Below are 26280 nucleotides of genomic sequence, written 5' to 3' on the forward strand. Positions count from 1 at the left end.
CCGGAACGGAAATCAATTTTCTCCATACTAAGAAAACACCATTTTTCGTTGAGAAGAATGGTGTTTTCGGGTTTTGTCTCAGCCTCTTTCATACTGTAAACAAAGTGCTTATTAGTTGTTTAGAAATCGGCAAGCTCGACCACTCCGCTAAGGAAATCAACGGCTTCTTAAGGATTGTTTTAAATAGATTTTCATTATCTATAGAAAAATGCATGACAAAAAACTTAAAGGCACCATTTCCTAAATAAAGAAATGGTACCTTATATCAGGGGACATCGATCGATCGTGAATTCTTAAAAATATACGACTTTCCTATGAAAAGTAGCTTCTCTTGAAAAAAAATACTTATTCTTTCTCTAGCTTTGCAAGAGTTTCTGGACTTAAATTAGCACGTTTTAAGAATAGCGAAAGTATTAATGCAACAACCGTCACACCTGTTGCAATAAGGAAAGTAAATTGAATCCCATCAAGCAAGGCCAGCTGCTTTATTTCGTTTATTTTCGCTTCAGTTAACATAGCTGGGTCAATTCCAGCCATCAAATCTTTCCCTTTATTTAGAGCAACCGTATTCATTATTGTAACAAAAACAGCTGTACCTAATGCGCCAGCTACTTGCTGAATCGTATTGTTAATCGCAGTTCCATGCGGGTTTAGACGCGTCGGTAATTGGTTTAACCCGTTTGTCATAATCGGCATCATTACCATCGACATACCGAACATACGAACAGTATAGATTGTAATAATATAGCCGTATGAAGAGTCGATTTGTAAATGACCAAGCAAATAAGTTGTATAGGCAGTAATAGATAAACCGATAATTGCTAATACTCTCGGTCCAAATTTATCAAACAGCTTCCCAGTTATTGGCGACATGATGGCCATTACAATAGCTCCGGGTAACATCATTAGCCCTGAATCGGATGGAGAAATACCACGCACACTTTGAACATATGCAGGTGTTAATATCATCCCTGAGAACATAGCAACTGAAACGACTACGGAAATAACAGATGCTAGTGCGAATAACGGGTATTTATATACTTCTAAATTCAATAAAGGCTGTTCCATTGTTAATTGGCGGGCGATAAAAAGCACGAGTGCAATGGCACCGATAATAATCGTACTTAACACTATTCCATCTGTCCAGCCATCCGAGCTAGCCGAACTAAATCCATATAATAATCCACCAAAACCAATCGTTGATAGAATAACTGATAAATAATCAAGTGAAGATTCTCTTGTTTCCATCACATTTTCAAGCTTCCAAATAGCTAACACTAAACTAATCACCGCAAATGGAATAATCATTTCAAACAGTAATCGCCAGTCATAGTACTCCACAATATAACCAGATAAAGTAGGGCCAATTGCTGGTGCTGTAATCATCACTAAGCCGAAAACACCCATAGCTGCCCCTCGTTTTTCACGTGAAAAGCTAATGAGCATAACATTCATTAATAACGGCCCCATAACGGACGACCCTGCTGCTTGAATCATTCGTCCTGCTAAAAGGAAGCCAAAATTAGGAGCGAAGGCAGCTAATATCGTACCTAATGTGAAGATAGCCATAGCTGCAATAAAAATAGTTCTATTTTTAAATCGAGTTATCAAAAATGCAGAGGCTGGAACTAGTATTCCGGCAACAAGCATATAGCCGGTTACTAACCATTGTACAGTTGAATACTCTTTTATGTTCAAATCAATCATAATTGAAGGCAGTGCAACATTTAATAGAGAGTTATTTAAAAATGAAACAAATGCCCCGAAAAATAATATACCCATCATTAAATAAGGCGTTTTTTTCTGTATTGTGTCTTTATCCATCTGTTATCTCCTTATTCTTAAAAGTCTACTTGAACGATTTTATACTAACGGTCCATTTTTTTCAACAAAAAAGTATACATAGTCCAAACTTGTTGCGAAAAGGAGTAATTTATGTATACTTAACTGTAAGAATTAAGTTCGGGGGGTACTATGAATAAAAGAAAAAAAATGGTGGTAGATCACGCTTTATCACTATTTGTAGAGAAGGGTCTTCAGCAAACTTCAATCCAAGATATTATTGAACGAGCAGGTATTTCAAAAGGAACATTTTATAATTATTTCTCATCTAAAAATGAGTGCGTTGAAGGGGTCTTAGAGCAAGCCCGTTATGATGCAGCTTTAACACGTGCGGAGCTAATGATTGGGAAAAACTCGCAGGACATTGACATTTTAATTGAACAAATTACAGTCATTTCGTCAATAAATCGTAATCTTGGATTAGATGTTGTATTTGAGGAAATTTTACACTCTGGCGATATGGAGTTAAAAAAAGTTGTACTAAAATATCGTGTGCTTGAGCTCGATTGGCTTGCAGAGCGCTTAACAGAGGTATTTGGTGAGGAACTTAGAGAAAATGCCTTCGAAGCAGCTGTACTATTTGCCGGAATGATGCAGCATATCGTATTTATGAGCAAGCTTATTCATCAAAATACTTTAGAAATGAAAAATGTAGCAACATCCATCATGAACTATATGAAGGTAATCGTTGAAATGATGATTCATGGACAAAATCCTATACTCGATTATCAGAATATCACGGTTTTTAGGGCATCGATAAACAAGCATCATATAGAGAAAAAGGATTTACTTCAGCAAATTGATAAGTTTAGTGCTAATTCAGATTTTACAAAAGCCCAAAAGGATATTATTGATGCAATTAAATATGAAATGGAGCTAGAGGAGCCACGTGAATCGGTTACAAATGCGTTATTGCAGGCCTTTATAAATGAATTCAAATCGACTCCTTTTATAAGAAGTGCAAAGGAAGTTTCTAGCATGGTTTGGTATTATATGAAACACAAGTAAGAGCGAGGAAATTCGCTCTTATTTATTTATAGGGAAAGTGAAATTTCTTTCATACAAGTACTCACCGTTAGTAAATGTTCTTTCGGTAAATTGAATTTTTTCATCATCTATTAGAACAACTGTTGAGCAGCGGGTACCATAACCTTCACGCCTTACAAAAATAGGTGATAGCTCACGTTCAAGCTCCAAAGGGACACCTGTGGAAGGAAGAAGATCATCCTGTGCCATCGTTCTGTTAAGCATAAGCTGAAATAGCTGTTTTTGCTCAAAATTAGGATACTTCATAAGCGTTTTAAAGTTTTGAGTTAATGTTGTTACTTTCGGCCATGGTGTATTAATGGTTGCATTACATAAACAATGAACACCTTCCTGAATAAAGGACGATTCTTTAAAATAATTATTGTAGTGTAAAAGGGATTGTCCATCAAATGCTAAAATGTTGAACGGTCCATACTTATGCTTATTATTGATTAGTTCTTCAATAAATTCCTTAGAGGATTGATTGGATTTTAAAAAGCGGGTGGCAATATTTCCTCTTGAGTATTCACCGTACAGGGCTAGTTTCGGATCACGATAATTCGTAATCGCCACAAAGCGCCCATCCTTATTAACCCCTAACCATGTCCCACCTTTCTGTAGATCCTTCCCGGCTAAAATATGAGGTTCCTCCTCCCAAAAGTGAGCAGGTGCTGTAGGGCGATGATAAAATTCATCACGATTTGCAGCGACAATTAATTTATATTTTGGATGACTATTATATTGAAAAACAAGGATACACATTCTTTCACAACCCTTCTGTTGAAACTGTTTATAGGCAATTGATGAAAATATGAAACTGATTCAATTTAAGGAGATTCTTATAATAATATAGCATCCCTTGGTCGCAAATTGGTTGAATTTTATACATAGGCTATTTATTTTTTAGAATGCTTCCACCTCTCGAAGCATAGGCTAATTTTAGAAATGAACGAGGGAGTGAGGAACATGTACTATACGCCATGGCCGTATGTATACACATACCCAAATCCTTACTATATGTATATACCAACGTATAACTATGGAAATCAGTTTGATTATGGGTCTGTAATGGCTTATCCAACACAGTCCCAAGCTACAATGGAGAGTAATCCAATTGTGTTAACAGATTATGGACCAAAACCATTAGTAATTAACATTGAAAAAGCAACAGAGCAAAATAATACGTTTCGTACAGCATTATGGACAGGAAAGTACTTACAGGTGACATTAATGAGCATTCAGCCAGGGGAAGATATTGGACTAGAAATTCACCCACATCTTGATCAATTTGTACGGATTGAACAAGGGCAGGGGATTGTGAGAATGGGAGAACGTAAGGAAGACCTGGACTACGTCAAGAAGGTGAATGAAGATGATGCCGTTCTAATACCAGCCAGCACATGGCATAACTTAACGAATACAGGGCATATCCCGTTAAAATTGTATTCAATCTATGCTCCACCACAACACCCGTTTGGTACTGTGCATAATACAAAAAATGATGCAATACATGAATATCATGATTAATTATAAAATAATGAGCTTACCTATCCTTTGCGATAGGTGGCTTTTTTGTCGTTTCTATAAATCATGGGAATAGCCCATTTTTATCGGATACGATTAATAGGAACGCACTTGAATATAATATTTTCTACATTTTAAGCTCTAGCTTTATGAGTAAGATAAGTATACTATAAGTATGAAGTAAATTATGACTGGAGAGATAGATAATGGATATAGAAAAATATCAACAAATGATTTATAAACGCATGAACGATACTTTTCAAAAATGGGAAGAGTCCGATTTGACTATCGAGCATGACATTTATAGTTTTCTTCATAGTTTAAAAGGAACAGCTGGTTCAATTGGTTTAAATGAATTATCTACAATTGCTAGTGAGAAAATTGAGGCATTAACAGAAAACAGTGATAAGCAGTGGAGCAAGGATGATTGGAAAAACTATCTATCTCCAATAATTGAAGTAACTAGCTTTTATCATACTAATTTAGATGTACAACCAATAGAAGACCAGAGTACAGTCGCTGCTACTATAAGTACTGAGAGAGATTTTATTTTAGTTATAGATGATGATATGATTTTTATTTCATACATAAAAAATGTGTTAGAAAAGCAAGGATACTCTGTGATCGTTGCACATAATGGAAAGCGTGGTTTAGAACAAATATACGAGCTAAAGCCGTCCATTGTATTTTTAGATATTATGCTTCCAGATTCAAATGGTTTTTCAATTTTAGAAAATATAAGAAAAATAAACATTGAACGTATGTTTGTCGCTGTAATGAGTGTTAATGATTGTAAAGAAAATCGAAAACGAGCATATGACTTGGGGGCTCTAGATTTTATCCCTAAACCGATTGATCAAGAAATTTTAATTTCCTATGTTTCAAACCGTTTAGCGTATAAAAAGGAATTAGAGCATTCAATTATTATTGATGAATTAACACAAGTATATAATAGAAGATTTTTAGATTCTCAGCTGCAAAAGCTAATACAGTTGAATATTCGAAATAATGAGCATTTCTCTGTTGCGATTGCAGATTTAGATTTTTTCAAAAAAGTAAATGATACATATGGTCATTTAGTAGGGGACGAGGTATTAAAAGGGTTTGCCTCACTCGTAGTAAATTCAAAACGTGAGCAAGATATTTTCTGTCGTTACGGCGGAGAAGAATTTGTTCTTTTAATGCCGCATACAACTGCGGATGAAGGCTATATGATAATGGAAAGACTTCGCAAATTAATGGAGCAGAAGCAATTTAATGGTAATGGCTCTAATTTTAAGGTAACATTTTCTGCTGGAGTAGTTGAAGCAACGTCTAACAATCTTCACCCTAAGAAAATTTTGGAAGAAGCGGATCAGGCGCTATACGAAGCAAAACAATCTGGCAGAAATAGGACGATTATGTTTGATAGCAATAAAGAAGTTATTAAAAAGCGCTTGAAAATTAAATTGATCGTCATTGATGATGTGTTTATTATCCGAAATTTAATTACGAGTTATTTTGAAGATTGGCATTCTAATGATCACTATGAAATTGAAGTTGCAGCTTATAGCGATGGGATTAGCTTCTTAAATTCTAATTGGTATTCTAAAGAAAACAAACATATCATTTTACTAGATGGCATTATGCCAAAAATGGACGGTATAGAAGTACTGAAAAAAATAAGGGAAAATTATTCATCAAAGGAAGTAATAGTGTCGATGTTAACTGGTCGAAAAGGAGAAGAGCATGTGATAGAGGCTTTAGAAAATGGGGCAAACGATTATATTGTTAAACCATTTAATATTGCGGATGTATCAAATAGAATTGTTCATCTAATTAATCGTTTATTTAACTAATATAGAATGGAGTCGTTATCATGAAAAGGATATTAGTAGTTGATGATGAAGAAATATTGCGTATGCTTATTTGTGATACATTAGAAGATTTCAATTACGCTATTGATGAAGCAGAGGATGGCTTAGAGGCGCTTCAGAAAATTAATCAACAAAACTATGATTTAATTATTTTAGATTATATGATGCCGAATTTAACTGGAGTTGAAGTAATAGAGCGGCTTCCAAGTGAAGTGAAAGAAGTAACTCCTATCCTAATGTTAACAGCAAAAGCTCAAGAAGCAGATCGACAAACAGTGTTAGAAAAGGGTGCGAATTATTTTATGGCAAAGCCATTTAGCCCAGTTGAACTAATGGGGCTAGTCGAGGAGATTTTAAATGTATAAGCCCTTCCCTTTACTTAAGAAAAATATTAGAAATCAATTTGTGAAAATGTTACTCTCATTGACTATTATATTTTTAGTGATTGTCATTATTTTCTTTCTGTATGTTAAAAATAGTAATGAAAGCTTGAAAATAGAACGAGAAGAAGTTAGTGAAAAAGCTCGTATAGTGGATGGACTTGAAGAAAGCTTTAATGGAATATTCTTTCGAGCGAGAGGCTATTATGCATTTCTAGAAGATGAGGAGTTGAAGCTCCTATACAAGGATTTGGAGCAATTTGAATTGCTTTTAGGTGAATTTTCTGAACTACCATTAACAAATGAGGAGCAAACGATTTATCATGATTTAGTTGCGTTCCATGAAAACTACAAGGATGTCACACTACCTGAAGCAATTAGCTATGTTGAAGCGAATGATTATGCGGCTTTAAGGAAGCTGTCAAGTAGTGGAACAAATGAGCTTGTAAATAAATTTGTATCCTATACAAAATCGTATAAACAGCAGACGGATACTGCTTTAAAAGACTTATTTTCAAAAACAATAGATCAGGCGCAGCAATTTACGTTAATTTCGCTTCTGTTAGGTGGTTTAGTCCTGCTTTTTGTTGGAATCGTTATGCGAAGAGTATTATTAAATTTAATTCAACCAATTGAGCGTTTGACAGCAGCAACGAAAGCAATTGCTTCAGGTCGTTTTATCGATCTTGGTAACCTTGTTCAGAAAGAGGATGAGCTAGGAATTTTAGCAGACTCCTTCAATCAAATGACGATGTCTATTCAAGAAAAGGAAGAAGTATTAACGACTCAAAATGAAGAGCTAACAGCACAACAGGATGAATTACAAGGAAATCAGTATCAATTACAGCAATCTCTTAATAGATTAGAAAAATTTAATCAACTAAATCATGTGTTGTCCTTTACGTTAGATAAGCAGCTATTATTAGAAGATATTCATAAATATTTCAGTGATATATATGAATTTGATACGAGTATCTTTTATTTATTAGAAGGGCCGTTATATGTATCAAAAGGGATGACAAAGGAATCAGCGGAGTTGCTTATAAACAATTTTGATAATAATAAACAAGCCCGACTTGTGGAAGAAAAGTCATTTGTCATAATGCGTGAAGTTTTACCAACATCACAAAATATTGCACAGCAAACGTATTTTTCGTATGACTTATATTCTTCGGTATTAAATTCCGAAGGGCGTTTAGTTGCCGTTATGATGGCCACAAGGGAAGGCTATAAATTTTCAAAGCAAGAAATTGAGGATATTAACGGCTTACTGAATCGCGTATCTATTGCGTTTGAACGTATTCTTATGTATGAAGAAGTGGAGCGATCCAGAAAGCTAAATCAAAATATTATTGATACAGTAAATGAAGGAATTCAGTTTGTATCTACTACTGGAGAGGTTGTCCTAATTAATAAAGCTCTGTCTGATATTATTCGTTGTCCAAATAATATGGAGCAGCAAAAGTCAGCACAAGGAATGTGGCTTAAGCATTTTCAGTCCATTACGGATCAGCCTGAGCAGTTATCCTACTTCTTTAAAAATGCTATTTTAGAAGACTTTAAGGATACTAGAACCATTCGATATTCCATTTCTGATCCTACAACCGCTTTTATTGAAGTATATGCAACAAGTGTGTATGAAGGTAGAGAAAAGAAGGGAACAATGTTTGTTCATCGGGATATTACTAGGGAATATGAAGTTGATCAAATGAAATCTGAATTAGTAAGTACTGTGAGTCATGAGCTTCGTACACCACTGTCTAGTGTTTTAGGATTTACAGAGCTTCTATTGAAAAAGGAATTAAAGCCTGAACGTCAAAAGAAATATATTGAAACCATTCATAAAGAAGCCATTCGTCTAACAAATCTTATCAATGATTTTTTAGACTTACAAAGAATGGAATCTGGTAGGCAGTCATATAATATGCAGCAAATTTCTATAGATGAGCTGGCGATTGAAATAGTAAACAGCTTCCGTCATGAAAAAAATCATCGTGTATACTTAGTTGATAGTGCACAATATGTTAAAGTTACGGCAGACCAGGAAAGAATTGTGCAATTGTTAATTAACCTTATCGGTAATGCAATCAAGTTCTCTCCAAATGGTGGAGAAGTGACTATTACACTAGAGAATGTTCAAGAAAGCATTCGAATAAGTGTGAAGGATCAGGGAATTGGTATACCTCAAAATGAGATACCTATGCTGTTCCAAAAGTTTAAGCGAATTGATAATAGTTCAAGACGTAAAATTGGTGGTACCGGCCTAGGTCTCGCTATTTGTAAAGAAATCGTATCTAAACATGGTGGAGATATTTGGCTTGAGTCAGAAGAGGGTAAAGGAACAACGGTTTATTTTACTTTACCTTTATATCATACGCCTTCAAATCAAACACTAGTTGAAGTGAATAGACACATCCATGATGATGGGTTAAATGTGATGCTAGTAGAAGATGACTTAAGTATAGCCCTCCTACTATCAGAAGAACTAAAAAGTAAAGGGTTCACAGTTATTTATCATGATGATCCAGAGCGAGCATTTGAAGAAGCGCTTCAAACACCGCTTGTAGGAATTGTAGTCGATTTAATTCTTGCAGATGAGCTTAAAGGCTGGGAACTAGTAGAATTATTAAGAGAATCCGAAAAAACTAGTTCGATTCCCATTATCATTTCGTCAGCTTTAGATGAGTCTAAAGAAAAGGTAGAAAAATATAACATTGATAAGTATTTTACAAAACCATATCATTCTGAAGAGCTCTCAAAAACGCTCCTAAGTTTTGTTCATTCAAAAGAAAGCTTAGGTAATAAGGTTTTGCAAAATCAAACAGCTAGTGAATAAGATGAGCCTACCTATTTTCGGTAAAATAGGTAGGCCGTTTTTTTTATCTTCATATATAATAAATCTACTTGATTGAAGAGAGTCCATCATCTACATCATCGTCTCTTTGTGTAAGAGATGACTGACGCCCTCGAATTTCTTTTGCTAAAGTGATCGTAGTAAATGTACAGAATAATAGTCCCATCCAATAAAAGCCTTTTTCTAAAAGAACCCATTCGGTGTTATACACTGAAATCATACCGATAGCAAAGGCAGCTATAAATGACAGCCAAGTAAGAAATACAAACTCAATCCCTGTTTTTCCACCTTCTCGTCGATTACTTAGCACATTCACAAGTGCAAAGGCTGAATATGTGAGCCAGCCTAAGCAAATCGTATAAAATCCACGCTCTACAAGCATCCAGTCGTCATTATTCCAAATACTAATTAACACAAAGCCAAACGATACAAGAAACCCAGCCCAGCTTAAAACGAAAAATTCCTTTTGCTGCATCATGCACACTCCTTTTGTTATACAATATGTTACTTTTTGAAAATGTAATAATTTTAATCGTAAACAGGATGGCTAGTAAAAAAATTGCACATTACGTAAAGAGAGAGTGAACGCTAATGAATTACAAGAATATGTAGAGACTAAGTATAAATATGAAGATAAGGCCTCGCTCCAAGTATTTCAAAATGTGATCACAAACGCCGAAAAAGTTGCAGGCTTTGTGGATGTTGCCGAACCTGAGTTTGATATAAAAATCGAGTATGAAAATGGTCAAACACAAAATTTTCATTTGTGGTTAAACGAAAAAGGACAAAAAAGCACAATAATGAAAACGAATAATACAGAATCAATTTATTCGATTTCAGAAGAACTGACGGAGCATTTCATTGAGTTAGTTCATAAATAATGTCATACACCCCGGTAGCTTAGTAAATATTTGGAACTTCCGGGCGTCAATCGCGTCTGTGAATGAAAGGATAAATTGAAGGGGGGTATCTCAATGTATAAATACATTGTTCAATTAATTGTAGCGAGCATTCTATTTGTTTTTTCAATGCTGGTCGCTTGGTATGAGGGGAGTGCAATTATTGAGCATTCTTATGAATGGAAATATTCAACCCCATTCTCTAGTTTTTTTGAAATTGAAGTTGTTACTGGGAAAGAGATTTTTGCGTTAGATTATTTTGTGTATGCTGCAAAGTTTCAACCACTTTTTCCAATGATCATGCTCATTACTCTCTTATACATAATGTTCCTGCTTATTGTAATGCTAAAGAAATTTAATCATTCCGTAGCAACGATCGTTACGTTTTTATGTTGTATGATGTTAATTTGTCTAGCCCTAGTTGTTGCGAACACATCAACAAACGGAGGAAGACTATTATTATTAGCAACGTTATTAGGTATTATCTTTTTCTGTTCGGTATACGTAATTTTGAAAAAACGAAAAAGCCGACACATTAATGAATAGAAGGCCTTTACCTAGAAAAAGAAGGAGCTTGTCCATACTTCGTTTTGTAAACTCCATGTTTTCCATAAAGGCGGATTCTCCAATGCTATACATACAGTTACCCAACCTATACATAGCATCATAAAATATGTGTAAAGGCAATAATTCGATAACTGTAAAATGTTACTGAAAATCATAGCAAAGTGTACAATGGAAATAATCACTTAAAATTAAAAAAATATTTTACGGAGGGAGAACTTACATGAAACGGTATGGTTTATTACTGCTTATACTTTTTCTGGCAGCATGTGGGGGAATAGAGAAGGATGTGGGTTCATCAATTCCAGATAAAACGAAAGTAGAAAATATCTCCGCTCAAGAAGTAGAAGAATCCCCGTTTACACTTCGATTAGTAAGTGATAAGGAACAATACAAGGTTGGAGAAAAGCTTTCTATTCGAGCTGAGCTTATATTCGAAGGTGATAAGGAGTCTATAACAATCGGTCATGCTGCCTCTTGGATTTGGCTGAGTACAACGAATTTTACAAAGAATTATAGGTTCGGCGCTTTTATGAATGAACCGTATATCAGAACGACGATGACAAAAGGAGAGGCAATTATTCAGCCTTATCATTTCTCAGGTGTAACATATCAAGAAAGTATGGGAGGGAATCCCTATAGTGAGGAAGAATTGAAAGAAATGGCATCAGATCACTTTCCAATCGGTCAATATGAAATAAATGGGAGAACCGATTTCGAAATAGAAGGACAGTCAGGTAGAAAATATCAGCTAGAGGCTCGTGTTATTTTTGAAGTGGTTGAGTAAGTAGCAGTAAAAATATGTGTAAGAGTATATACGAGGGGGGATAGAAATGCTTAGTCGAAAGTTATTTGCGGCTGTGTTAACGACTTTAATTGCTTTCTTTATTGTACCCGTTTTTTTATATGAAGAGAGTGGAACCTATTTTTTAATTGGATTGGCTGTAAGTACAATGGCAGTACCAGTACTATTCTTTATAGGCATTCTATCCTCGATAGTTATTGAATCATACACTGGCAGAAGACATATCGGATGGTCATTTGGTATTCATTTATGCTTTGGCGTACTGTGTGCTATTATTTTTTCACTAAAAATGGATGGTCTGCTTTTAACGGCTCTATTGATTTCTCTTGTTTATGTAACGTTATTCTTTATCATTGATAGTATGACAAAAGTTATTGAAGAAAAAAATATACAGAAATGATAGATTTAATACTAAATAGATTCCGACATTCCACACGAATGGTTAGGAAATGTATGTTCGTGACTAGAAATCGAGGATAACGAATTATCTTCAAGGCTAGTTGATTTGAGTAGGTCCTATGTAGCGACTGAATCGGCTTCTCGGACCACATAAAAGCTCGGAAATTTACACAAAATCCCTATAAAATTTTAAGGTTGTTAGCATGAAAATCTAAATTATACAAAAAATATTAAAAGATTAGTATTTTTCACTTGTAGTATATAGTACAGAATTGTTAAAATATTAATAAGATTGAAAGGTTGTTTTTCATTTTTTTGAAATTTCATGCTCATAATAAAAGGAGGCACTAGTAATGAAAATAATAGGCTACAGTTGTCTGATTGTTAGCGCTTTCATTTTGGTGATGATTTTTAGTATAAATCACTCCGCAAATAGTTCAAAAGGAGCTTCAGTGCTTTTTGATGATCCAACTATATTTGAGTATGCGAATAAAAATTATTCTGTTAGCGCAATGGGTGTAAGTAAAGATGAAAAGGTATTATCTATTCAAATTTCGGATAGCCGACAGAAAGAAAATGTACGAAAGTACTTTGAAAAGCATATTCAAAAGGCAGGTATGTCCAATTACGCTATCGAAGTACAAATAGAAGATGACAATTATTAACTCGAATTTCACTTAGGATGAAGTTCGAGTTTCTTATTAGACAAATATTTTTTAAAATGTACTAAGACTTATTATTTTAGCTTTTTTTTTATGTGCTCAATTTCACGTATTAAGTAATCCATTTGTTTTTTTAGTTGTTTCATATCACTCTTATCATATTCAGCGTACAATTGAGCTTGGGCCTGTGCTTGCTGTTCCTCTTCTAATGCAAGGCCTGCTGCAATTGTTGCAAGAGCTTCTCCTAATGTAATAATAGCCGATGCAATGACATCAAGTTTTCCAGCACTAATACTTATTTGTGTACCCTGATTGTTTTGATTTGTATTTGCATTTGCTTTGTTCGGACCGAAGTTTCTATTATTCACTATGAGCTGCCCCCCAATAAAAAAATGTATCCATCTCATCTTATGCTTTTATTCCAATGTTGTGTAGGTACCACGTATTATAATGGTACTATGTTTCGATTGAAGCCGCTTACTCTATGAGATAGAACCTTAATGAAAGAAGAAGGCAAAGGGGCGAAAGTTAGTGTGAAAAAATCATAGTTGCAGTGGTGTGATTTAGGAGAAGCTCTTTAGCCATATAGGGAAATACTGCTCTAATAAGCAATACTAGTAAGAAAACTAATTTTTTCTACCTTTTTCGTTCTATTCGTTCTATTTTTTTTAATAAGTAATCTATTTGCTTTTGCATACTATCTAGCCTTTTAGAATGTTCACTTTGAATATCAGTAGATATATTAGATGAATTTTGATTGCTTTGTGCTTGCTGTAAGGCAGCCATTGCAGCCATGGTAGCAATGGCATCACCTAGGGTTGTAATGACACTAGCAATCACCGCTAATTTTTCAGGGAAATCTTCTTGAGCGTCAATTTGGTTTAGAAACTGATCTTTATAATCCTTTTCTTTCATTCATATCCCTCCGTACTTACAGTATGAAAAATCAAAATAGTACATTCCATAATGAAGCAGGCTTCTTTCTAATTTAATTTTGGATAATTTTCCTTCCTATGAAATCATTTACGGTCCATTTCTCTAATTTTAAAGGTACTCTCCATTTTCTTGTCGAATTATTAAAGGATGGATAAAGCAAAAAGAATCAACTGTTGGCAATCTTAATGAAGCAAAGTTAATCGACCAATAATTGCATTCAAATGGAGTGTGAGAAAATGCTTGATAATTTGAATATGTATGAGATTCTTGGAATTCAACATGATCCAATTTATTGTAAGCTACAAGTACTAAAGGATAATGAAGAATTGAAGTTGGGAAAACATGTTATAAGAAAAACTGATAAATTTTACGAAATAGAAAATGACTTCCTACACGAAGGCTTTGCTGAGCTGGACCACTGTTACCGATTTTTAAGTGCTTTGCTAATGAAAAAATAATTCGATGAAAGCATTCGAAATGATTTCTTTCCTTATATATAATATGGATCTTCACCACAACTTGGGGTTGATTTCCGTTGCGCCAAAGGACAACAGATGTTTTGTTACAGGGAGTACTTTGCCGCTGTCGCTTTGCTTTCGCTCAGATAAATTGTCACAGGACTTGACCGTTTTAGCCTTCGTTCATCTCTAGACACTAATCCCGAAGGAAAATAATTGGTTCCCCAGTGAAAGGAACCGATTATTTATGCATCGAAAAGCTTAGCCGACAGATGCACTTACGCTGGCACCACTTCAATCAACAAACGCGAACCAATTTATTTATAACGTCATCACCATGTAATTGACACGAAATGACCGTTTTATTTACAATGGCGGTCACATTGGAAAATGTTTTAATGAGTATCGTTTTGCGTGAAGGTTTAAAGTGAATTGATAGGTTAAACGTTTTGATTTTTAAGTCTGAAAATGAATTCTCATAGATTGGATATTTAGAGTTAATGCAAAATCCAATCTTTGTACAACTGGCAGAAACCTTGTTATAATTGGCTTTGTGAATATATATGAAAGAGGTTGGAATTATGACAAACGCTTACGATGAATATATGCGTCAAGTGACGATGCCGATGCGCCAGGAGCTTGTGGATGCAGGTTTTAATCAGTTAACGACAGCAGATGAAGTAAATGAATTTATGGCAACAGCAAAGGGTGTTTCACTTGTAGTAATAAACTCTGTTTGTGGTTGCGCGGCAGGGTTAGCACGACCAGCTGCACGTGAGGCGATTCAGGAAGTACAGCCAGATCACTTAGTGACTGTTTTTGCCGGACAGGATCCTGAGGCAACGGCAGTGATGCGTGGATTTTTTGAAGATGTACCACCAAGCTCACCATCAATGGCCATTTTAAAAGATGGCGAACTAGCTTATTTTATTCCACGTGAGAATATTGAGGGCTTCCCAATGGAGCAAATTAAAGAGCATATTGTCGGTGTTCTAAAGCAAGTATGCGAGAGCTAACAATTGTTACGACAGCGGGTAGACCTGATGAGAAGTCAGAGCAGCTAGTCCAGTCTGCATGCCATGAATTAGGTATTCGCTTTGAGCCTCGTAAAAAGCGCTCTGTTTCTAAAATGGCAAGTGAATACGACGCTCATATCATTGTTGCAGGTAAAAATCGATACGAGTATTATCCGAAAGGTGCCGTGGTGCCTTTCTTTTTTCATCCTAATTCCGCTGCTTTTCGGTTAAAGCGAGTGGCAAGAGGAGAGGGGGACCCGATGTTACAAGCTTGTGATTTACAAAAGGGTGATTGGTTTTTAGATTGTACATTAGGGATCGGGTCGGATAGTATGCTAGCCTCTTTTAGTGTGGGGGAGACAGGTCGAGTAGTCGGTCTAGAAGCTAATCCGAATGTCGCCTTTATCGTTCTACATGGGATGAAAACCTATGATACGACAGAGCTGCCATTAACAGAATGTATGCGAACAATTGACGTTGTTACAATGAAAGCTGTAGATTATTTAAAACGCCAGCCAGACAACTCATTCGATGTCGTTTATTTAGATCCGATGTTTGAGGAAGTTATCGAGGAATCAAATAATTTTGAAGCGTTGCGTAGTGCTGGAGATCATTATTCATTAACCGAAGAATGGGTAAACGAAGCGGTTCGAGTGGCTAAAAAGCGAGTCGTGTTAAAGGCACATTATAAATCAGAGTGGTTTCAACGCTTCAATTTTATAAGAGACATTCGTTTATCAGCAAAGTTCCATTATGGTGTGATTGAAATTTAAGTTAATGTATGGTAAAATGCAATTATGTTATTTTTAGATAGCTTGTAAGTAAATTGGCATTCTGCTAGTGAATTTTTGAGGATACTTATTCACACTGGCGCATGCTATAGGGCTGCAAGGACGTAGTAGCAGGTAGGGACTACGTTGCTTAAGTTAGAAAGTTATAGTGGAATTTTACCGCGGTTAAAAATGAAGCACGGCTTCTAATAAATATAAAATTCCCCGGATGATCGGGTTGAGACATGAAAATTTATTTATATTCTATCTACAAATGCTAAAGGGGCATCTTCGAAAAGAAGATGTCCCTTGTCCAATTTATGGAACGTTTTTCGTAGATGTCCACTAAGATTAAATATAATAGATTCTATAATTAGTCGAATTCTTGTAAAGTTAGAAATAATTATTAATCGTAAAATGTAACTTAACCCGTGTTAAAACGACTAATTTGACGATAAGTTTGGAGGTGTAAGAATATGAGAAAAACAATGTATGTTGTTGTTATGATGACTTTTATATCTGTTGTTTTATCGGGGTGTCAATCCTATGCAACTAAACTCGAACAACAGACTGAACCTATAGCCAAAACGTATCAGCAATCAGTAGGAAACGACAATATTATATTAGATGGCGAAATTTCACTGGTTACTATTTTAAATTTACAAGATAATAACAAAATTGTATTTAATGAGGATAATAATCTCGGTAGTGTTAATAATATCATTGTACATGCTGAAAAACAGCCCGGTATTGTAGATATGGTTAGCCCAGAGTATAGAGTGAATGTTACGTTTACAGATGGAAAAGAAAGTACATTTAATTTATGGCTTGGTGAAAAAGGCATGAAAAGTACATTAATGAAAACAGAGGAATCGCATACCATTTATACAGTTTCAGAAGAAATGACTGATCAGTTAAGTTATTTGATTGAAATGTAAATAGCCTGCGTTCTATTTTTATTAACTGCATAACCGTAAAAAATGCCGTTTATCGTAATGAGAAATCAAAGATAAACGGCTTTTTTTATTGAAGAAAGATATAGCGCAAATTTATTTGTAAAAGTTATCGTCTTTTTTCTTTATAGCATCGTTTATGTATTGAGAGGAGGGGAGATTCAGTTGAAATCTTCGCAATTCATGGAGAAAGCGATGGATGAACATACAGATTTATTGTATCGCATTGCTTATTATTATGTGAAAGATCCCTATTTAGCGGAAGACATTGTCCAGGATGTTTTCATGAAATTTTATCATTCAAATTATGAGGAAAAAGGAGAGCTAAGAGCGTATTTATCACGTATGACCGCCAATGCCTGTAAGGATTATTTGAAAAGCTGGACTTATCGAAAATTGCAATTTACGGAGAAAATCTTGCAGAAAGAAAAAATGATACATAAGGATAGATTAGTACAAAAGGAAGAGCTGAATCTTCTAGATATGGCAATCCTATCGCTGCCATTAAAAAAGCGTGAGGCAATTGTTTATTATTATCTAGAAAGCTTATCAGTAAAAGAAATTTCAGTACTACTTGAAGCCCCTGAAAGCACTGTAAAGTCTCGGATCAAAAGTGGCAAAGACTTATTAAAGCAAAAGCTTGTAAAAGAAGAATGGGAGGTACTTTTACATGACTAATTATCGATTAACCCCCTTACAAGATACTTCTGAGCATAAAAGAAGGATTGTTGAGAGTACTAGAAAGAATATGCAAATGCCAGTGCAAAAAAAGCACCGAAACCAACAGAGAATGCCAGCAGTAATTGCTGCTATTACTTTGATGTTAGTTATTTTTTTAGTAGGGCCATATGTGAAACAGGCGTTATTCAATAAACAAGAATTTACTATTGAGAAGGTCGTTATCCCTAATGTTCCTTATGAATCACTCATAACATCAACCTATGTCGAGGAAACAAATGAATTTGTATACAACACAGCTTCAGGATTTTATGCGTTTGATGTTGCAAATAAACAACAATCATTAATAGTGGATACAGCAGAGGCTGGACGTATATTCGATTATGGAGTGTCAGAAAATTGGCTCGTGTGGGCACAGCCAGTGGACAATATTGATAAAATACATGTACTTAATCGTCATACTCAAGAACTTAATGTATTAGAAACAGATTATCTATATGGTATTGAATTACAAGGGGATACAATTATTTATATGACATTGCGGAATCAAAGTGATTCTGGAAATGCAGTCAATAATTATACGACCACGAATTTGAAAACGGGTCAATCTGAAATCTTACGAGAATTTGAAGAGGGCAGCAATAGTCGCCCGGCTATAGAGGGGAATCACATTGCGATTTCTGAAAGGGTTGATTTGGATGGACAAATTAGTACAAAAGTGAGCATCCATAATTTTGCAACAACACAGCATTTAGGGGATTTTATTTTCCCTTATGAAAGTGCTGAAAATATTTTGTTAAAGGGTAATAAAGTTTTCGGTTTATTGTGGAGCGATGAGGATATGCAGTCATCTGTAATTGGTGAACTTGATATAGAAACAGATCAATTTCGAGCTCTGAAAATTGATGTTGGCGTTGATGATTATGCAACAGATGGCGAGCATTTTGCGGTTGCTGTACGACAGGGGGAAAGTAATACAGTACAATTGTTTGAACTTAACGAGGGTAAGTTAAAACGAACATCTACTTTATCTAACATTAAAGAACGTTTAGTGAAACCTCGCTTTACGGAGCAGGGAACATTAATAGTTAATGGTGAAGGGCAAGATCGTGCCATGTACTTAATACGATTTGAATAAACATAGAAGAAATGCTGTGTTGAGTAGGGGACTACAAAACACAGCATTTTACTATTTATGTTATTTTTCCACTAATTCCTCAACCTGTGCATTTGAATAAACAGTATGACCTATTGTTGGGGATGCTTCTGTAGAATTTTTACCTACATATGTTTCAATAAGATCCTTTACATCTATTCCAGATGATGCTTTTAGCGTTTCTTGTAGAGATGACATTAAATCAGTAGCGTATGATGTTACTTTATTAGCTCCACCGCCAGTACCACTGCCTGTATCTACTACTGTAATTTTATCAATATTCGCTAATGGGCTGGCCACTTCTTTCGCGTATTCTGGTAACATACGGATGACCATATCTAGAATAGCTGCTTGACCAAATTGCTCGAATGCCTCTGCGATTTTTTCTTTCGCTTCTGCCTCTGCCAAACCTTTTAGACGGATAATGTCAGCTTCTGTTTCCCCTTGAGCTCGCTCTGAATCTGCTTTTGCTACACCATCTAAGCGAACCTTTTCCGCCTCTGCTTTAGCAAGTGCTTCAATACGGTACTTTTCTGCATCAGCATGTGCAAGCTCTTTCCGTTTTTGCGCCTCTGCATTTTGTTCAATTGCATAACGGTCTGCATCAGCCTTTTTCTTAACCTCAGAATCATATTGTTTCTCACGACGTAGAATTTCTTTTTCTTCTAATTCAATTTGCTTTTGACGTTCAATAATCTTAACTTGCATTTCTTGCTCGGTTACTTCCTGCTTTGCTTTTGCCGACTCTAGCTCATACGCTTGGTCAGCTCGGGCTTTCGCCATTTCTTGCTCACGGCGATATTCTGCTACCTTTAATTGATTATCTTTTTCAGCTTCTGCAATTTCAGTTGCACGTGCTAGCTCTGCTTTTTGTGCCTCTTGATCAGCCTGTGCACGTTTAATACGAGTTTCCTTATCAGCTTCAGCTGTAGCAATATCAGCATCACGTTTTACTTGTGCAATACGAGGCTTACCAAGTGAATCTAAATATCCATTTTTATCACGTACATCTTTAATCGTAAACGATACGATAATTAATCCCATCTTTGCTAAGTCTTGTGTAGCCACACGTTGAACTTCCTGTGAGAATTTATCACGGTTTTTATAAATTTCCTCAACTGTCATCGAGCCTAAAATAGAACGTAAGTGACCTTCTAAAACTTCACGAGCTTCACCTTCACGCTCATGCTTTTCTTTTCCTAAAAATTGCTCTGCAGCTGTTGCAATTTCAGAAATAGATCCGCCAATTTTAATGATAGCAATCCCATCTGCCATAACAGGGACGCCTTGTTCTGTATAAACTTCAGGTGTTGTTACTTCTAATTTACTAGAAAGTAAGCTTAACGGCTCTGCTTGTTGGAATACTGGGAATACGAAAGCACCACCCCCACGAATGATTTTAATTCTGTTACCAGATTCATCTGTATGGACATTTTTCGAGCCTAAATAGCTACCTGTAACGATTAAAGCCTCATCTGGTCCAGCAGTACGATATTTTGCAACATAAACTGCGATCATAGCAAGGATTATAAATACGACAATACCAATTGGAATAAGCACACCTATCATTTAATTTCCCCCTTAATTTGTAGGCCAGGCACTTTCATATGCAGTGACATAGACGGTACCTTCCTTTATTTCAATTATTAAAACTTCCTGATCGTACGGGATTTCCGTTTGGTCGAAGCTTGCTGCACGCTTTGAAATGACACCGTTTATCGATTCAATAATTATTTCGCCAAAACCATCGATAGGAATTGGAACAATCACTTTCCCAGTTTGACCTGCAAGTGATTCATCTGTATATGCAAGTGACACCTCAGCAGTTCGCATAGGTACAAGTAAGAAATAATAAAGTAGTGCTGAAAGAATAGAAGAGGCAACTGCAGCTAATAAAAAATTAATAAAATGAGAGATCGTTGTAAAAGTTTCTAAAAGATAGCCTCCAGCTGCTGTTATCGATATAAAAGCTAAAATGACGGCTGGATCAAAAAATGGAATACCTTCAGCAACACCATCAGTTAGGTCAGAGAAGAACAAATATAATATAGTGCAAAGTCCAATGACGATTAAAACGGTCAAGTAAATCGTCGCAAGCGGAAAACCAAATAACATTTTTACACCCCCTCGTATATGTATTTAATTTATATACGGAGTTTTATGTAATAAGTTTCATAAATTGTGAAAAATTTAGGGGTTTATTTTGGGTTTCATTATAAGGGGATAATTTCTTAGCAATAAAAAAATCGCCCAACATCTGAGCGATTTTTTGAATTAATCAGTGAAGCATAATGAAGTTAAATAGCCTAACATTAAAAATAAACCTAAACCTACTGCAATCGTGCTCATTATTTGTAACCTCCTTTAAATAACAACACATTTTCTTATTCGTATTGTACAGTGATAAGAAAATGGATGAAACCTTTTTCTTTACTATACGTATATTTAGTATAGAGCTTAAATAGAAATATGTATATAAACTGGTGGTGGAATATTATGAAAAAATGGTTACAAAAAGGATTAGTAATAGCAGTTGCCCTATTAACGTTTGGAATTATTACACCTAATCATGAAATATGGGATGGACTTGATGCTGACAAAAATAAGTTACGAGCCCATGAACCGAGTAGCAATGATCTATCCTCAGCCGTTCAGTTAGATGATATTTATATAGAAGAAGAAATAGAAGTTACAGAGTCAATTAAGATGGCAGCTAGAGAGCAAGCATACATAAAGTTTGGTACACGAATAGGACCGAAGATTACGGATGAGTTTGATTCACGTATTTTACCTAGGATAGAAGAGGCAATAGACATGACAATTGCCCGTTTAGATGACTCAACACTAAAATCACTAACAATTTCTGAAAAGCCTAGTGGGAATTATTCAGAAAAAATTTTCCATATTAAAAATACTCACAACAACGAGGATGTAATTCGCTTCCATGTCCGTACGGAAAACCGACCTGGGGAAGGCTACTATTATAATTTCCATTACCATACGAAAGAAGACAACTTTACAGGGCATAATACTTTGGGCGATATTTATTGGAGCAAAAACACTCCGCCGAAGTGGTTAAGTTAATTTAAATGAACACTCGTAAATAATAACGAGTGTTTTTTTATGTTTAAATCGTTGGTATTACTGCATTCTTGCTTAGTGTGATATTAGTTCGTTTTTTTGAGATTCATTCATAAAAATACCGATTTTAAACGAGTACCCCAAAAAGTACCCCAAATTGAACAAATTTATAAATCGAAGGATTCTAAATTAATCAGTTCATCCATTTTTAAAGAAGCATCTCTTTCATTTTTGGGTAGCGAATGAGCGTATACTTTATGAACAGTATCAGGAGTATCTCCAATTAATGTAGCTACCGTTGTTACTGGGACATTGTTTAATAATTGAATCGTTACAAATGTATGGCGAAGATAGTGCGGGGTGAAGTAGGGGAGGCCTTCACGTTCGCATAATAAATTTAAGATCCTTATCAAAAAATTTTCTCCTATAGGATTCCCAGCATAATTTACAAACACATGATTATCAGGATTTCTAAATGAATAACTTTTCATTTTATCATCATGCCATTCTTTATAATTTGTCAGTAATTGAATAATGCTATTATTCATAGGGAACTCCCTATAACTATTTGTTGTTTTTGGATTACGAGCACCATATCGATCCTTTGTCTTGTTAATATGAATAACACTCTCATTAAAATCAATGTCGCTCCAAGTAAGTGCTCGCAACTCTCCAATTCGCATGCCAGTTAAAAATAGTAAAGCAACAGTAGTATAATGAGTAATTTTATACTTTGTTCGTAAAGTTTCTAAAATGAATTCCATTTCTTCGATTGAAAAGGCATGTCTTTTTACAGATTCTTTTGCACTTTTTAAATTAGGTGTTGTAAATTTTTTTCTTGGTAAAAGTTCATTTTTTACTGCAAACGAAAAGACAGCATTTAGGCGTTGATATATTGACATTAACGAGCCAGTTTTAAATTCTTTTTCAATTAATTCATTGAATACTTCATTTTGAATAATGATATTATTAATATTTTTGGCTTTGTACTGACCTATATTTGGTAAAATATAATTTTCCATTACGAAGCAATGATTTCTTTCGGATGTGGGTTTCCAAGTAGCTCTTGTCGATTGAATATATAGTTCGTGCAATTGTTGCACGGTTATATTATCATTTTCTACAAAGCTTTCATTCCCATCCAATACATTTGCCTTTAATTCAATTAGAGCTCTCTCGGCTTTTTCAATCGAATCAAAACCTTGCTTAGATTTTTCACGAGGCTTTCCAAATTTATCGTAAAATTTGTAGCGATAGGCAAATTTCTTTTTGCCATTTTGTTTATACCAATATACTGAATCTAGTTTTATTTTGGTCATTTTAACACGCGCCATACAACTCAATCCTTCCCAAATAAGAATAAAGAGCTATACTCCCACCTGATGGCTTCATGCACAATAGCGTTGAAGGCTCAACTGAATCTGTCATGCGACATTACGTGAATACTGAGTTGATTAATCCAACTGATATCGGACGTAAATATCCTGGTATGGTATTGTCACCAAATTTAAACCGAGGCAGTATGCAAACAGTAAATGCACGTTTTGATGGTTTGGCAGATAAACTTTCGACACTTGGCATTAATGATGGCATTGGTTGGGATATCATTTTAGATATACCTAACAAACAGTTCCTCTTTGTAGTAACGCAGGGCGTTGACCGTTCGGCTAATCAATTAATCGTACCACCTGCCAAATTTAGTACGGAATTTGAAACGCTCAAATCTATGAGCTATGCAGAGAGCAAAATAGATTATAAAAATGTCGCTATAGTTGCTGGGCAAGGCGAAGGTATTGAACGAAGAATAGTTACTGTAGGAAATGCAGTTGGTCGTGATCGCTACGAATTATTTGTCGATGCAAGGGATGTAAGTGAGGAAACAGAAGGCGATAACCCTACTCAAAGACCGGATGCAGACGTTATCGCAGATTTAGAAAAACGCGGAGAAGAGAAGTTGAACGAATGTACTCAAACGGTTTATTGCGAAGGGCAAGCGTTGCAAAGTCGAAACTTGAAATTTGAGCGAGACTATTTTTTAGGAGATATAGTAACCCAACAAAATAAAGGTTGGGGTATCGAAATGGATGCGCGTATTACCTCTGTAAAAGAAGTCGTTGAACCAGGTAAGACAGATGTTGAACTAACATTTGATAACGACAGGCCAACTCTTATTAGCAAAATAAAAAATGAGATGGCGGGCATTAAAAAAGAATTACAGAAGTAAACGCAGCATAAGCTAGCGTTATTTTTATTGAAAAAATTTCAGTATTTAACTTAACTTTAACCTTCGCATGTTAAATTCATAAATGGGAAATAAGTTTTGAAGTATCGCTGACGGCACGCCGTATGCGATGAAAGTCGCCTGTGCGGTGTAGGCTCGTTATAAAACAGAGAGATAAAGATGGATAAGACGAGAATAGCATTACAACAGGACCTATACATTTAGAGATAGGTAAGAATATCAATAGTAATAAAATTGTCATATTAGGAAGTCGTATTGAATTCACGTTCTTAGATGATCCACAGTGGAGAAGCAATATTACATCAATAAGTTTTACAAACTCTAGAGATAATAATATGGAGAGGTTAAACGACATCGATAGAAACATCTCTGGATTATTGAGGTACCTTCAAGGCATTAGTAGGGGTAGTTATGGACTAAGTGGTACATGGGTGTGGACTATTAAAGCAACAGGATACGCGGACACAATCGTGACAGTAAAAGTGCAGTAAAAGAATAACTTTTAAAAGAGCGCTCATTTGGGCGTTCTTTACTTTTGGACAACAGTTTGATTTTGTTGAGTAAGTATGAAATGAATTAAATAGCATAAAAATAATAGCACCGAGTAAGGTGTTTTTTTCTGTATATTTCCCCTAATGATATAATCTTAAAAAGGATGATGAAAATGAAAAAAGGATTTTGTATTACTTGTCTAGAATGTAATGAGATGATGACTCTTAATGAAGATTATAAAAAAGAGGACGATGATTCAAAACTAACTACTTCAGTAATGGGGAATTACCCATTTCAATCACTTTATCTAGTTTGTTCCAATTGCGGTAATGAACTAGAAATTGAAGTATAGAATTTTAGGGGGAAATATGGAACATTCTAAACTAGTTGCTTTTTCATTAAAGTGTAATGCTTGCTCAAGAGCATGGTCTATTACAGAAGAGGACTTTGAAAAGGGAATAATTAAATGTCAAGATCCCGAATGTGGTAATGAATTTACTGTATACGAAGGTATTAAAAATGGTCTAAAGGCTGAAGAGAATATTATACCGAATCCATTCTTAGCAAATGACATGATTATTGATAATATAAAAATTAGAATAGGGTATACGTATACTTTTGAACTTCCTGAGAATGTATCGAAAGTATACAAGATTCAACTATTTCCTTTCGGTCCGTTTCTTGCAGGAGTTACAGAAATATCAAAAAATAACTTTCAAATTTTCACTTCTTTACCTAATGGCTCAGATTCTAGTCAGGTTGGAAATGAATCGAGTGTAATGCTATTGGTTAATGCAAAAACAGATGATTACGAAGAACCTTGGTTACATTTTTTATCATATGCATATGATCATTATCTATCTAATGACTTTTTAACAAGTATTATGCTTTCTGAAATTGCATTTGAAACTTACGTAGATAAAACTTTAACTGCAGAATATTTAAATAGGGGATTGGATGAAGATAGTGTTTATAGATTATTAAAAGCAACAGATATGTATCAAAAGGTAAATCCTCTAATGTGTAATTTGTATGGTGCCAAACTAAAGTCATGTAAACAGTGGCCAGATTGGAGCAAGAGAGTACTTGAATGGCGAAATCAAATTGCACATGGAACCAAAAAAACAGCTACTAAAGAAGAAGCTTTATTAGCTTATCAAACCATAGTTGATTGCATTTTTTATTTTGTAGAAGCTGTTGATAGATACAATAAAAAAATTTCAAACTAATTATAAAAATTAAAGGTGAATACTTCCCTGTTGTCGAAATCAGTAGATTGAAGGGAGAGGTATTATGGTAATTAATATTGAAAGTAAGGATTATTTATTTCAACAGTTAAATGGCCTAATTCAGTTAAATAATGACACGAAAAACTTTATTGTTGGATCACAAAACTCATTACTTCCTGAGATAGAGGAATGGATAGAAACATCAAAAAAGTATATTGAGCAAAATGATTGGCTCATCGGAATTATAAAAGATCAATTGTTAAGAGATTATATGGCATTAATGAGTCCAGTCGAAATAAATTTTTTAAATACAATTTGATATTTAAAATATTTACAATCCAGCACCCTTAATTGAGGGTGCTTTTACATTACATCAAGCAATGCACTGTGCCGAGCAGTGCTATTTTTATGGGCAGAAAAGGAGCGAGGGCATGGAAAACAAAGTAGCATTTATCAGT

Annotated in this window: 31 protein-coding genes; 23 read left to right on the top strand and 8 right to left on the bottom strand. The window is 35.0% G+C overall.

Annotated elements, in window-relative coordinates; translation table 11 throughout:
- A partial coding sequence (locus tag V4T18_RS16860) for a hypothetical protein (RefSeq protein WP_332651405.1) occupies window positions 1-248 on the top strand: 248 nt, incomplete at its 5' end.
- Window positions 249-345: 97 nt separating this feature from the next.
- On the opposite strand, the gene V4T18_RS16865 is transcribed toward V4T18_RS16860, so the two are convergent.
- Complete coding sequence (locus V4T18_RS16865) at window positions 346-1824, bottom strand: DHA2 family efflux MFS transporter permease subunit (protein WP_332651407.1); 1479 nt, start codon at window positions 1822-1824, stop codon at window positions 346-348.
- Window positions 1825-1974: 150 nt separating this feature from the next.
- Between V4T18_RS16865 and V4T18_RS16870 the strand changes: the two genes are divergently transcribed.
- Window positions 1975-2850, top strand: coding sequence for a TetR/AcrR family transcriptional regulator (locus V4T18_RS16870; RefSeq protein ID WP_332651409.1), 876 nt, complete (start codon window positions 1975-1977; stop codon window positions 2848-2850).
- Window positions 2851-2868: 18 nt separating this feature from the next.
- On the opposite strand, the gene V4T18_RS16875 is transcribed toward V4T18_RS16870, so the two are convergent.
- Window positions 2869-3630, bottom strand: coding sequence for an NRDE family protein (locus tag V4T18_RS16875; RefSeq protein ID WP_332651411.1), 762 nt, complete (start codon window positions 3628-3630; stop codon window positions 2869-2871).
- Window positions 3631-3834: 204 nt separating this feature from the next.
- Between V4T18_RS16875 and V4T18_RS16880 the strand changes: the two genes are divergently transcribed.
- From V4T18_RS16880 to V4T18_RS16895, 4 genes are all read left to right on the top strand, one after another.
- Entirely contained in the window at window positions 3835-4395 is a 561-nt protein-coding gene (locus tag V4T18_RS16880) for a cupin domain-containing protein (RefSeq protein ID WP_332651413.1), read from the top strand.
- Between the two features lie 203 nt (window positions 4396-4598).
- Complete coding sequence (locus tag V4T18_RS16885; RefSeq protein WP_332651414.1) at window positions 4599-6230, top strand: diguanylate cyclase; 1632 nt, start codon at window positions 4599-4601, stop codon at window positions 6228-6230.
- 20 nt (window positions 6231-6250) lie between these two features.
- Window positions 6251-6613, top strand: a complete 363-nt coding sequence (locus V4T18_RS16890; RefSeq protein WP_332651415.1) for a response regulator transcription factor — start codon at window positions 6251-6253, stop codon at window positions 6611-6613.
- A complete protein-coding gene (locus V4T18_RS16895) occupies window positions 6606-9464 on the top strand; it encodes an ATP-binding protein (RefSeq protein ID WP_332651416.1) in 2859 nt (952 codons plus the stop codon). The genes V4T18_RS16890 and V4T18_RS16895 overlap by 8 nt, the downstream gene beginning before the upstream one ends.
- Before the next feature lie 64 nt (window positions 9465-9528).
- On the opposite strand, the gene V4T18_RS16900 is transcribed toward V4T18_RS16895, so the two are convergent.
- Window positions 9529-9957 (bottom strand): YiaA/YiaB family inner membrane protein, encoded by a 429-nt coding sequence (locus V4T18_RS16900; protein ID WP_332651418.1) that lies wholly within the window; start codon window positions 9955-9957, stop codon window positions 9529-9531.
- A gap of 106 nt (window positions 9958-10063) precedes the next feature.
- On the opposite strand from V4T18_RS16900, the gene V4T18_RS16905 reads away from it, so the two are divergent.
- The 5 genes from V4T18_RS16905 (at window position 10064) to V4T18_RS16925 (ending at window position 12814) form a co-directional block, all read left to right on the top strand.
- Entirely contained in the window at window positions 10064-10363 is a 300-nt protein-coding gene (locus V4T18_RS16905) for a hypothetical protein (RefSeq protein WP_332651420.1), read from the top strand.
- Window positions 10364-10456: 93 nt separating this feature from the next.
- The gene (locus tag V4T18_RS16910; RefSeq protein WP_332651422.1) at window positions 10457-10927 is read left to right on the top strand and encodes a YjdJ family protein; all 471 of its coding nucleotides are present in this window, start codon (window positions 10457-10459) and stop codon (window positions 10925-10927) included.
- 241 nt (window positions 10928-11168) lie between these two features.
- Window positions 11169-11732 (top strand): hypothetical protein, encoded by a 564-nt coding sequence (locus tag V4T18_RS16915; protein WP_332651423.1) that lies wholly within the window; start codon window positions 11169-11171, stop codon window positions 11730-11732.
- A 46-nt stretch (window positions 11733-11778) separates the two neighbouring features.
- Window positions 11779-12150, top strand: coding sequence for a hypothetical protein (locus V4T18_RS16920; protein WP_332651425.1), 372 nt, complete (start codon window positions 11779-11781; stop codon window positions 12148-12150).
- Between the two features lie 352 nt (window positions 12151-12502).
- Window positions 12503-12814, top strand: coding sequence for a hypothetical protein (locus tag V4T18_RS16925; RefSeq protein WP_332651427.1), 312 nt, complete (start codon window positions 12503-12505; stop codon window positions 12812-12814).
- Window positions 12815-12885: 71 nt separating this feature from the next.
- Here V4T18_RS16925 and V4T18_RS16930 read toward each other — a convergent pair whose 3' ends face one another.
- Together V4T18_RS16930 and V4T18_RS16935 are read right to left on the bottom strand one after the other, a co-directional pair.
- Window positions 12886-13179, bottom strand: coding sequence for a hypothetical protein (locus V4T18_RS16930; protein ID WP_332651429.1), 294 nt, complete (start codon window positions 13177-13179; stop codon window positions 12886-12888).
- Between the two features lie 268 nt (window positions 13180-13447).
- Window positions 13448-13726, bottom strand: a complete 279-nt coding sequence (locus tag V4T18_RS16935; protein ID WP_332651431.1) for a hypothetical protein — start codon at window positions 13724-13726, stop codon at window positions 13448-13450.
- Window positions 13727-13983: 257 nt separating this feature from the next.
- Between V4T18_RS16935 and V4T18_RS16940 the strand changes: the two genes are divergently transcribed.
- The 6 genes from V4T18_RS16940 to V4T18_RS16965 all read left to right on the top strand — a co-directional run bounded on the left by V4T18_RS16940 (window position 13984) and on the right by V4T18_RS16965 (window position 18760).
- Window positions 13984-14205, top strand: a complete 222-nt coding sequence (locus V4T18_RS16940) for a hypothetical protein (protein WP_332651433.1) — start codon at window positions 13984-13986, stop codon at window positions 14203-14205.
- A gap of 581 nt (window positions 14206-14786) precedes the next feature.
- A complete protein-coding gene (locus V4T18_RS16945; RefSeq protein WP_332651435.1) occupies window positions 14787-15221 on the top strand; it encodes a BrxA/BrxB family bacilliredoxin in 435 nt (144 codons plus the stop codon).
- Window positions 15209-15994 (top strand): class I SAM-dependent methyltransferase, encoded by a 786-nt coding sequence (locus tag V4T18_RS16950; protein ID WP_332651437.1) that lies wholly within the window; start codon window positions 15209-15211, stop codon window positions 15992-15994. Before V4T18_RS16945 ends, V4T18_RS16950 begins: the two co-directional genes overlap by 13 nt.
- A gap of 473 nt (window positions 15995-16467) precedes the next feature.
- Window positions 16468-16929 carry a hypothetical protein gene (locus V4T18_RS16955; protein WP_332651438.1) on the top strand — a complete coding sequence of 154 codons (462 nt, stop codon included), beginning with the start codon at window positions 16468-16470 and terminating at the stop codon, window positions 16927-16929.
- Between the two features lie 180 nt (window positions 16930-17109).
- Window positions 17110-17622, top strand: coding sequence for a sigma-70 family RNA polymerase sigma factor (locus tag V4T18_RS16960; RefSeq protein ID WP_332651440.1), 513 nt, complete (start codon window positions 17110-17112; stop codon window positions 17620-17622).
- Window positions 17615-18760: a hypothetical protein gene (locus V4T18_RS16965; protein WP_332651442.1), complete on the top strand. Its 1146-nt coding sequence runs from the start codon at window positions 17615-17617 to the stop codon at window positions 18758-18760. The genes V4T18_RS16960 and V4T18_RS16965 overlap by 8 nt, the downstream gene beginning before the upstream one ends.
- A 60-nt stretch (window positions 18761-18820) precedes the next feature.
- Here V4T18_RS16965 and V4T18_RS16970 read toward each other — a convergent pair whose 3' ends face one another.
- Together V4T18_RS16970 and V4T18_RS16975 are read right to left on the bottom strand one after the other, a co-directional pair.
- Entirely contained in the window at window positions 18821-20347 is a 1527-nt protein-coding gene (locus V4T18_RS16970) for a flotillin family protein (RefSeq protein WP_332651444.1), read from the bottom strand.
- A gap of 12 nt (window positions 20348-20359) precedes the next feature.
- Window positions 20360-20893 carry an NfeD family protein gene (locus tag V4T18_RS16975; RefSeq protein ID WP_332651446.1) on the bottom strand — a complete coding sequence of 178 codons (534 nt, stop codon included), beginning with the start codon at window positions 20891-20893 and terminating at the stop codon, window positions 20360-20362.
- Window positions 20894-21274: 381 nt separating this feature from the next.
- On the opposite strand from V4T18_RS16975, the gene V4T18_RS16980 reads away from it, so the two are divergent.
- Window positions 21275-21862, top strand: a complete 588-nt coding sequence (locus V4T18_RS16980) for a YpjP family protein (protein ID WP_332651448.1) — start codon at window positions 21275-21277, stop codon at window positions 21860-21862.
- Between the two features lie 164 nt (window positions 21863-22026).
- Here the strand turns inward: V4T18_RS16980 and V4T18_RS16985 are convergent, their stop codons facing one another.
- The gene (locus V4T18_RS16985) at window positions 22027-23193 is read right to left on the bottom strand and encodes a tyrosine-type recombinase/integrase (RefSeq protein WP_332651450.1); all 1167 of its coding nucleotides are present in this window, start codon (window positions 23191-23193) and stop codon (window positions 22027-22029) included.
- A 56-nt stretch (window positions 23194-23249) separates the two neighbouring features.
- Between V4T18_RS16985 and V4T18_RS16990 the strand changes: the two genes are divergently transcribed.
- From V4T18_RS16990 to V4T18_RS17005, 5 genes are all read left to right on the top strand, one after another.
- The gene (locus V4T18_RS16990; RefSeq protein ID WP_442916957.1) at window positions 23250-24083 is read left to right on the top strand and encodes a siphovirus ReqiPepy6 Gp37-like family protein; all 834 of its coding nucleotides are present in this window, start codon (window positions 23250-23252) and stop codon (window positions 24081-24083) included.
- A 257-nt stretch (window positions 24084-24340) separates the two neighbouring features.
- The gene (locus tag V4T18_RS18385) at window positions 24341-24592 is read left to right on the top strand and encodes a hemoblobin-interacting domain-containing protein (protein WP_442916958.1); all 252 of its coding nucleotides are present in this window, start codon (window positions 24341-24343) and stop codon (window positions 24590-24592) included.
- A 218-nt stretch (window positions 24593-24810) separates the two neighbouring features.
- Window positions 24811-24945, top strand: a complete 135-nt coding sequence (locus V4T18_RS16995; RefSeq protein ID WP_332651452.1) for a hypothetical protein — start codon at window positions 24811-24813, stop codon at window positions 24943-24945.
- A 16-nt stretch (window positions 24946-24961) separates the two neighbouring features.
- Window positions 24962-25822: a hypothetical protein gene (locus V4T18_RS17000; RefSeq protein ID WP_332651453.1), complete on the top strand. Its 861-nt coding sequence runs from the start codon at window positions 24962-24964 to the stop codon at window positions 25820-25822.
- A gap of 64 nt (window positions 25823-25886) precedes the next feature.
- Window positions 25887-26141 carry a hypothetical protein gene (locus tag V4T18_RS17005; protein WP_332651454.1) on the top strand — a complete coding sequence of 85 codons (255 nt, stop codon included), beginning with the start codon at window positions 25887-25889 and terminating at the stop codon, window positions 26139-26141.
- Window positions 26142-26280 lie beyond the last annotated feature (139 nt).

It is taken from the genome of Lysinibacillus sp. 54212 (assembly GCF_036662795.1).
GTDB lineage: Bacteria > Bacillota > Bacilli > Bacillales_A > Planococcaceae > Lysinibacillus_B.

Excerpts from the sequence above, each read along its gene's own strand:
- V4T18_RS16865 (WP_332651407.1), bottom strand. The coding sequence starts at position 1,824 with ATGGATAAAGACACAATACAGAAAAAAACGCCTTATTTAATGATGGGT.
- V4T18_RS16870 (WP_332651409.1), top strand. The coding sequence starts at position 1,975 with ATGAATAAAAGAAAAAAAATGGTGGTAGATCACGCTTTATCACTATTT.
- V4T18_RS16875 (WP_332651411.1), bottom strand. The coding sequence starts at position 3,630 with ATGTGTATCCTTGTTTTTCAATATAATAGTCATCCAAAATATAAATTA.
- V4T18_RS16880 (WP_332651413.1), top strand. The coding sequence starts at position 3,835 with ATGTACTATACGCCATGGCCGTATGTATACACATACCCAAATCCTTAC.
- V4T18_RS16885 (WP_332651414.1), top strand. The coding sequence starts at position 4,599 with ATGGATATAGAAAAATATCAACAAATGATTTATAAACGCATGAACGAT.
- V4T18_RS16890 (WP_332651415.1), top strand. The coding sequence starts at position 6,251 with ATGAAAAGGATATTAGTAGTTGATGATGAAGAAATATTGCGTATGCTT.
- V4T18_RS16895 (WP_332651416.1), top strand. The coding sequence starts at position 6,606 with ATGTATAAGCCCTTCCCTTTACTTAAGAAAAATATTAGAAATCAATTT.
- V4T18_RS16900 (WP_332651418.1), bottom strand. The coding sequence starts at position 9,957 with ATGCAGCAAAAGGAATTTTTCGTTTTAAGCTGGGCTGGGTTTCTTGTA.
- V4T18_RS16910 (WP_332651422.1), top strand. The coding sequence starts at position 10,457 with ATGTATAAATACATTGTTCAATTAATTGTAGCGAGCATTCTATTTGTT.
- V4T18_RS16915 (WP_332651423.1), top strand. The coding sequence starts at position 11,169 with ATGAAACGGTATGGTTTATTACTGCTTATACTTTTTCTGGCAGCATGT.
- V4T18_RS16920 (WP_332651425.1), top strand. The coding sequence starts at position 11,779 with ATGCTTAGTCGAAAGTTATTTGCGGCTGTGTTAACGACTTTAATTGCT.
- V4T18_RS16925 (WP_332651427.1), top strand. The coding sequence starts at position 12,503 with ATGAAAATAATAGGCTACAGTTGTCTGATTGTTAGCGCTTTCATTTTG.
- V4T18_RS16935 (WP_332651431.1), bottom strand. The coding sequence starts at position 13,726 with ATGAAAGAAAAGGATTATAAAGATCAGTTTCTAAACCAAATTGACGCT.
- V4T18_RS16940 (WP_332651433.1), top strand. The coding sequence starts at position 13,984 with ATGCTTGATAATTTGAATATGTATGAGATTCTTGGAATTCAACATGAT.
- V4T18_RS16945 (WP_332651435.1), top strand. The coding sequence starts at position 14,787 with ATGACAAACGCTTACGATGAATATATGCGTCAAGTGACGATGCCGATG.
- V4T18_RS16950 (WP_332651437.1), top strand. The coding sequence starts at position 15,209 with ATGCGAGAGCTAACAATTGTTACGACAGCGGGTAGACCTGATGAGAAG.
- V4T18_RS16955 (WP_332651438.1), top strand. The coding sequence starts at position 16,468 with ATGAGAAAAACAATGTATGTTGTTGTTATGATGACTTTTATATCTGTT.
- V4T18_RS16965 (WP_332651442.1), top strand. The coding sequence starts at position 17,615 with ATGACTAATTATCGATTAACCCCCTTACAAGATACTTCTGAGCATAAA.
- V4T18_RS16970 (WP_332651444.1), bottom strand. The coding sequence starts at position 20,347 with ATGATAGGTGTGCTTATTCCAATTGGTATTGTCGTATTTATAATCCTT.
- V4T18_RS16975 (WP_332651446.1), bottom strand. The coding sequence starts at position 20,893 with ATGTTATTTGGTTTTCCGCTTGCGACGATTTACTTGACCGTTTTAATC.
- V4T18_RS16980 (WP_332651448.1), top strand. The coding sequence starts at position 21,275 with ATGAAAAAATGGTTACAAAAAGGATTAGTAATAGCAGTTGCCCTATTA.
- V4T18_RS16985 (WP_332651450.1), bottom strand. The coding sequence starts at position 23,193 with ATGGCGCGTGTTAAAATGACCAAAATAAAACTAGATTCAGTATATTGG.
- V4T18_RS16990 (WP_442916957.1), top strand. The coding sequence starts at position 23,250 with ATGCACAATAGCGTTGAAGGCTCAACTGAATCTGTCATGCGACATTAC.
- V4T18_RS16995 (WP_332651452.1), top strand. The coding sequence starts at position 24,811 with ATGACTCTTAATGAAGATTATAAAAAAGAGGACGATGATTCAAAACTA.
- V4T18_RS17000 (WP_332651453.1), top strand. The coding sequence starts at position 24,962 with ATGGAACATTCTAAACTAGTTGCTTTTTCATTAAAGTGTAATGCTTGC.
- V4T18_RS17005 (WP_332651454.1), top strand. The coding sequence starts at position 25,887 with ATGGTAATTAATATTGAAAGTAAGGATTATTTATTTCAACAGTTAAAT.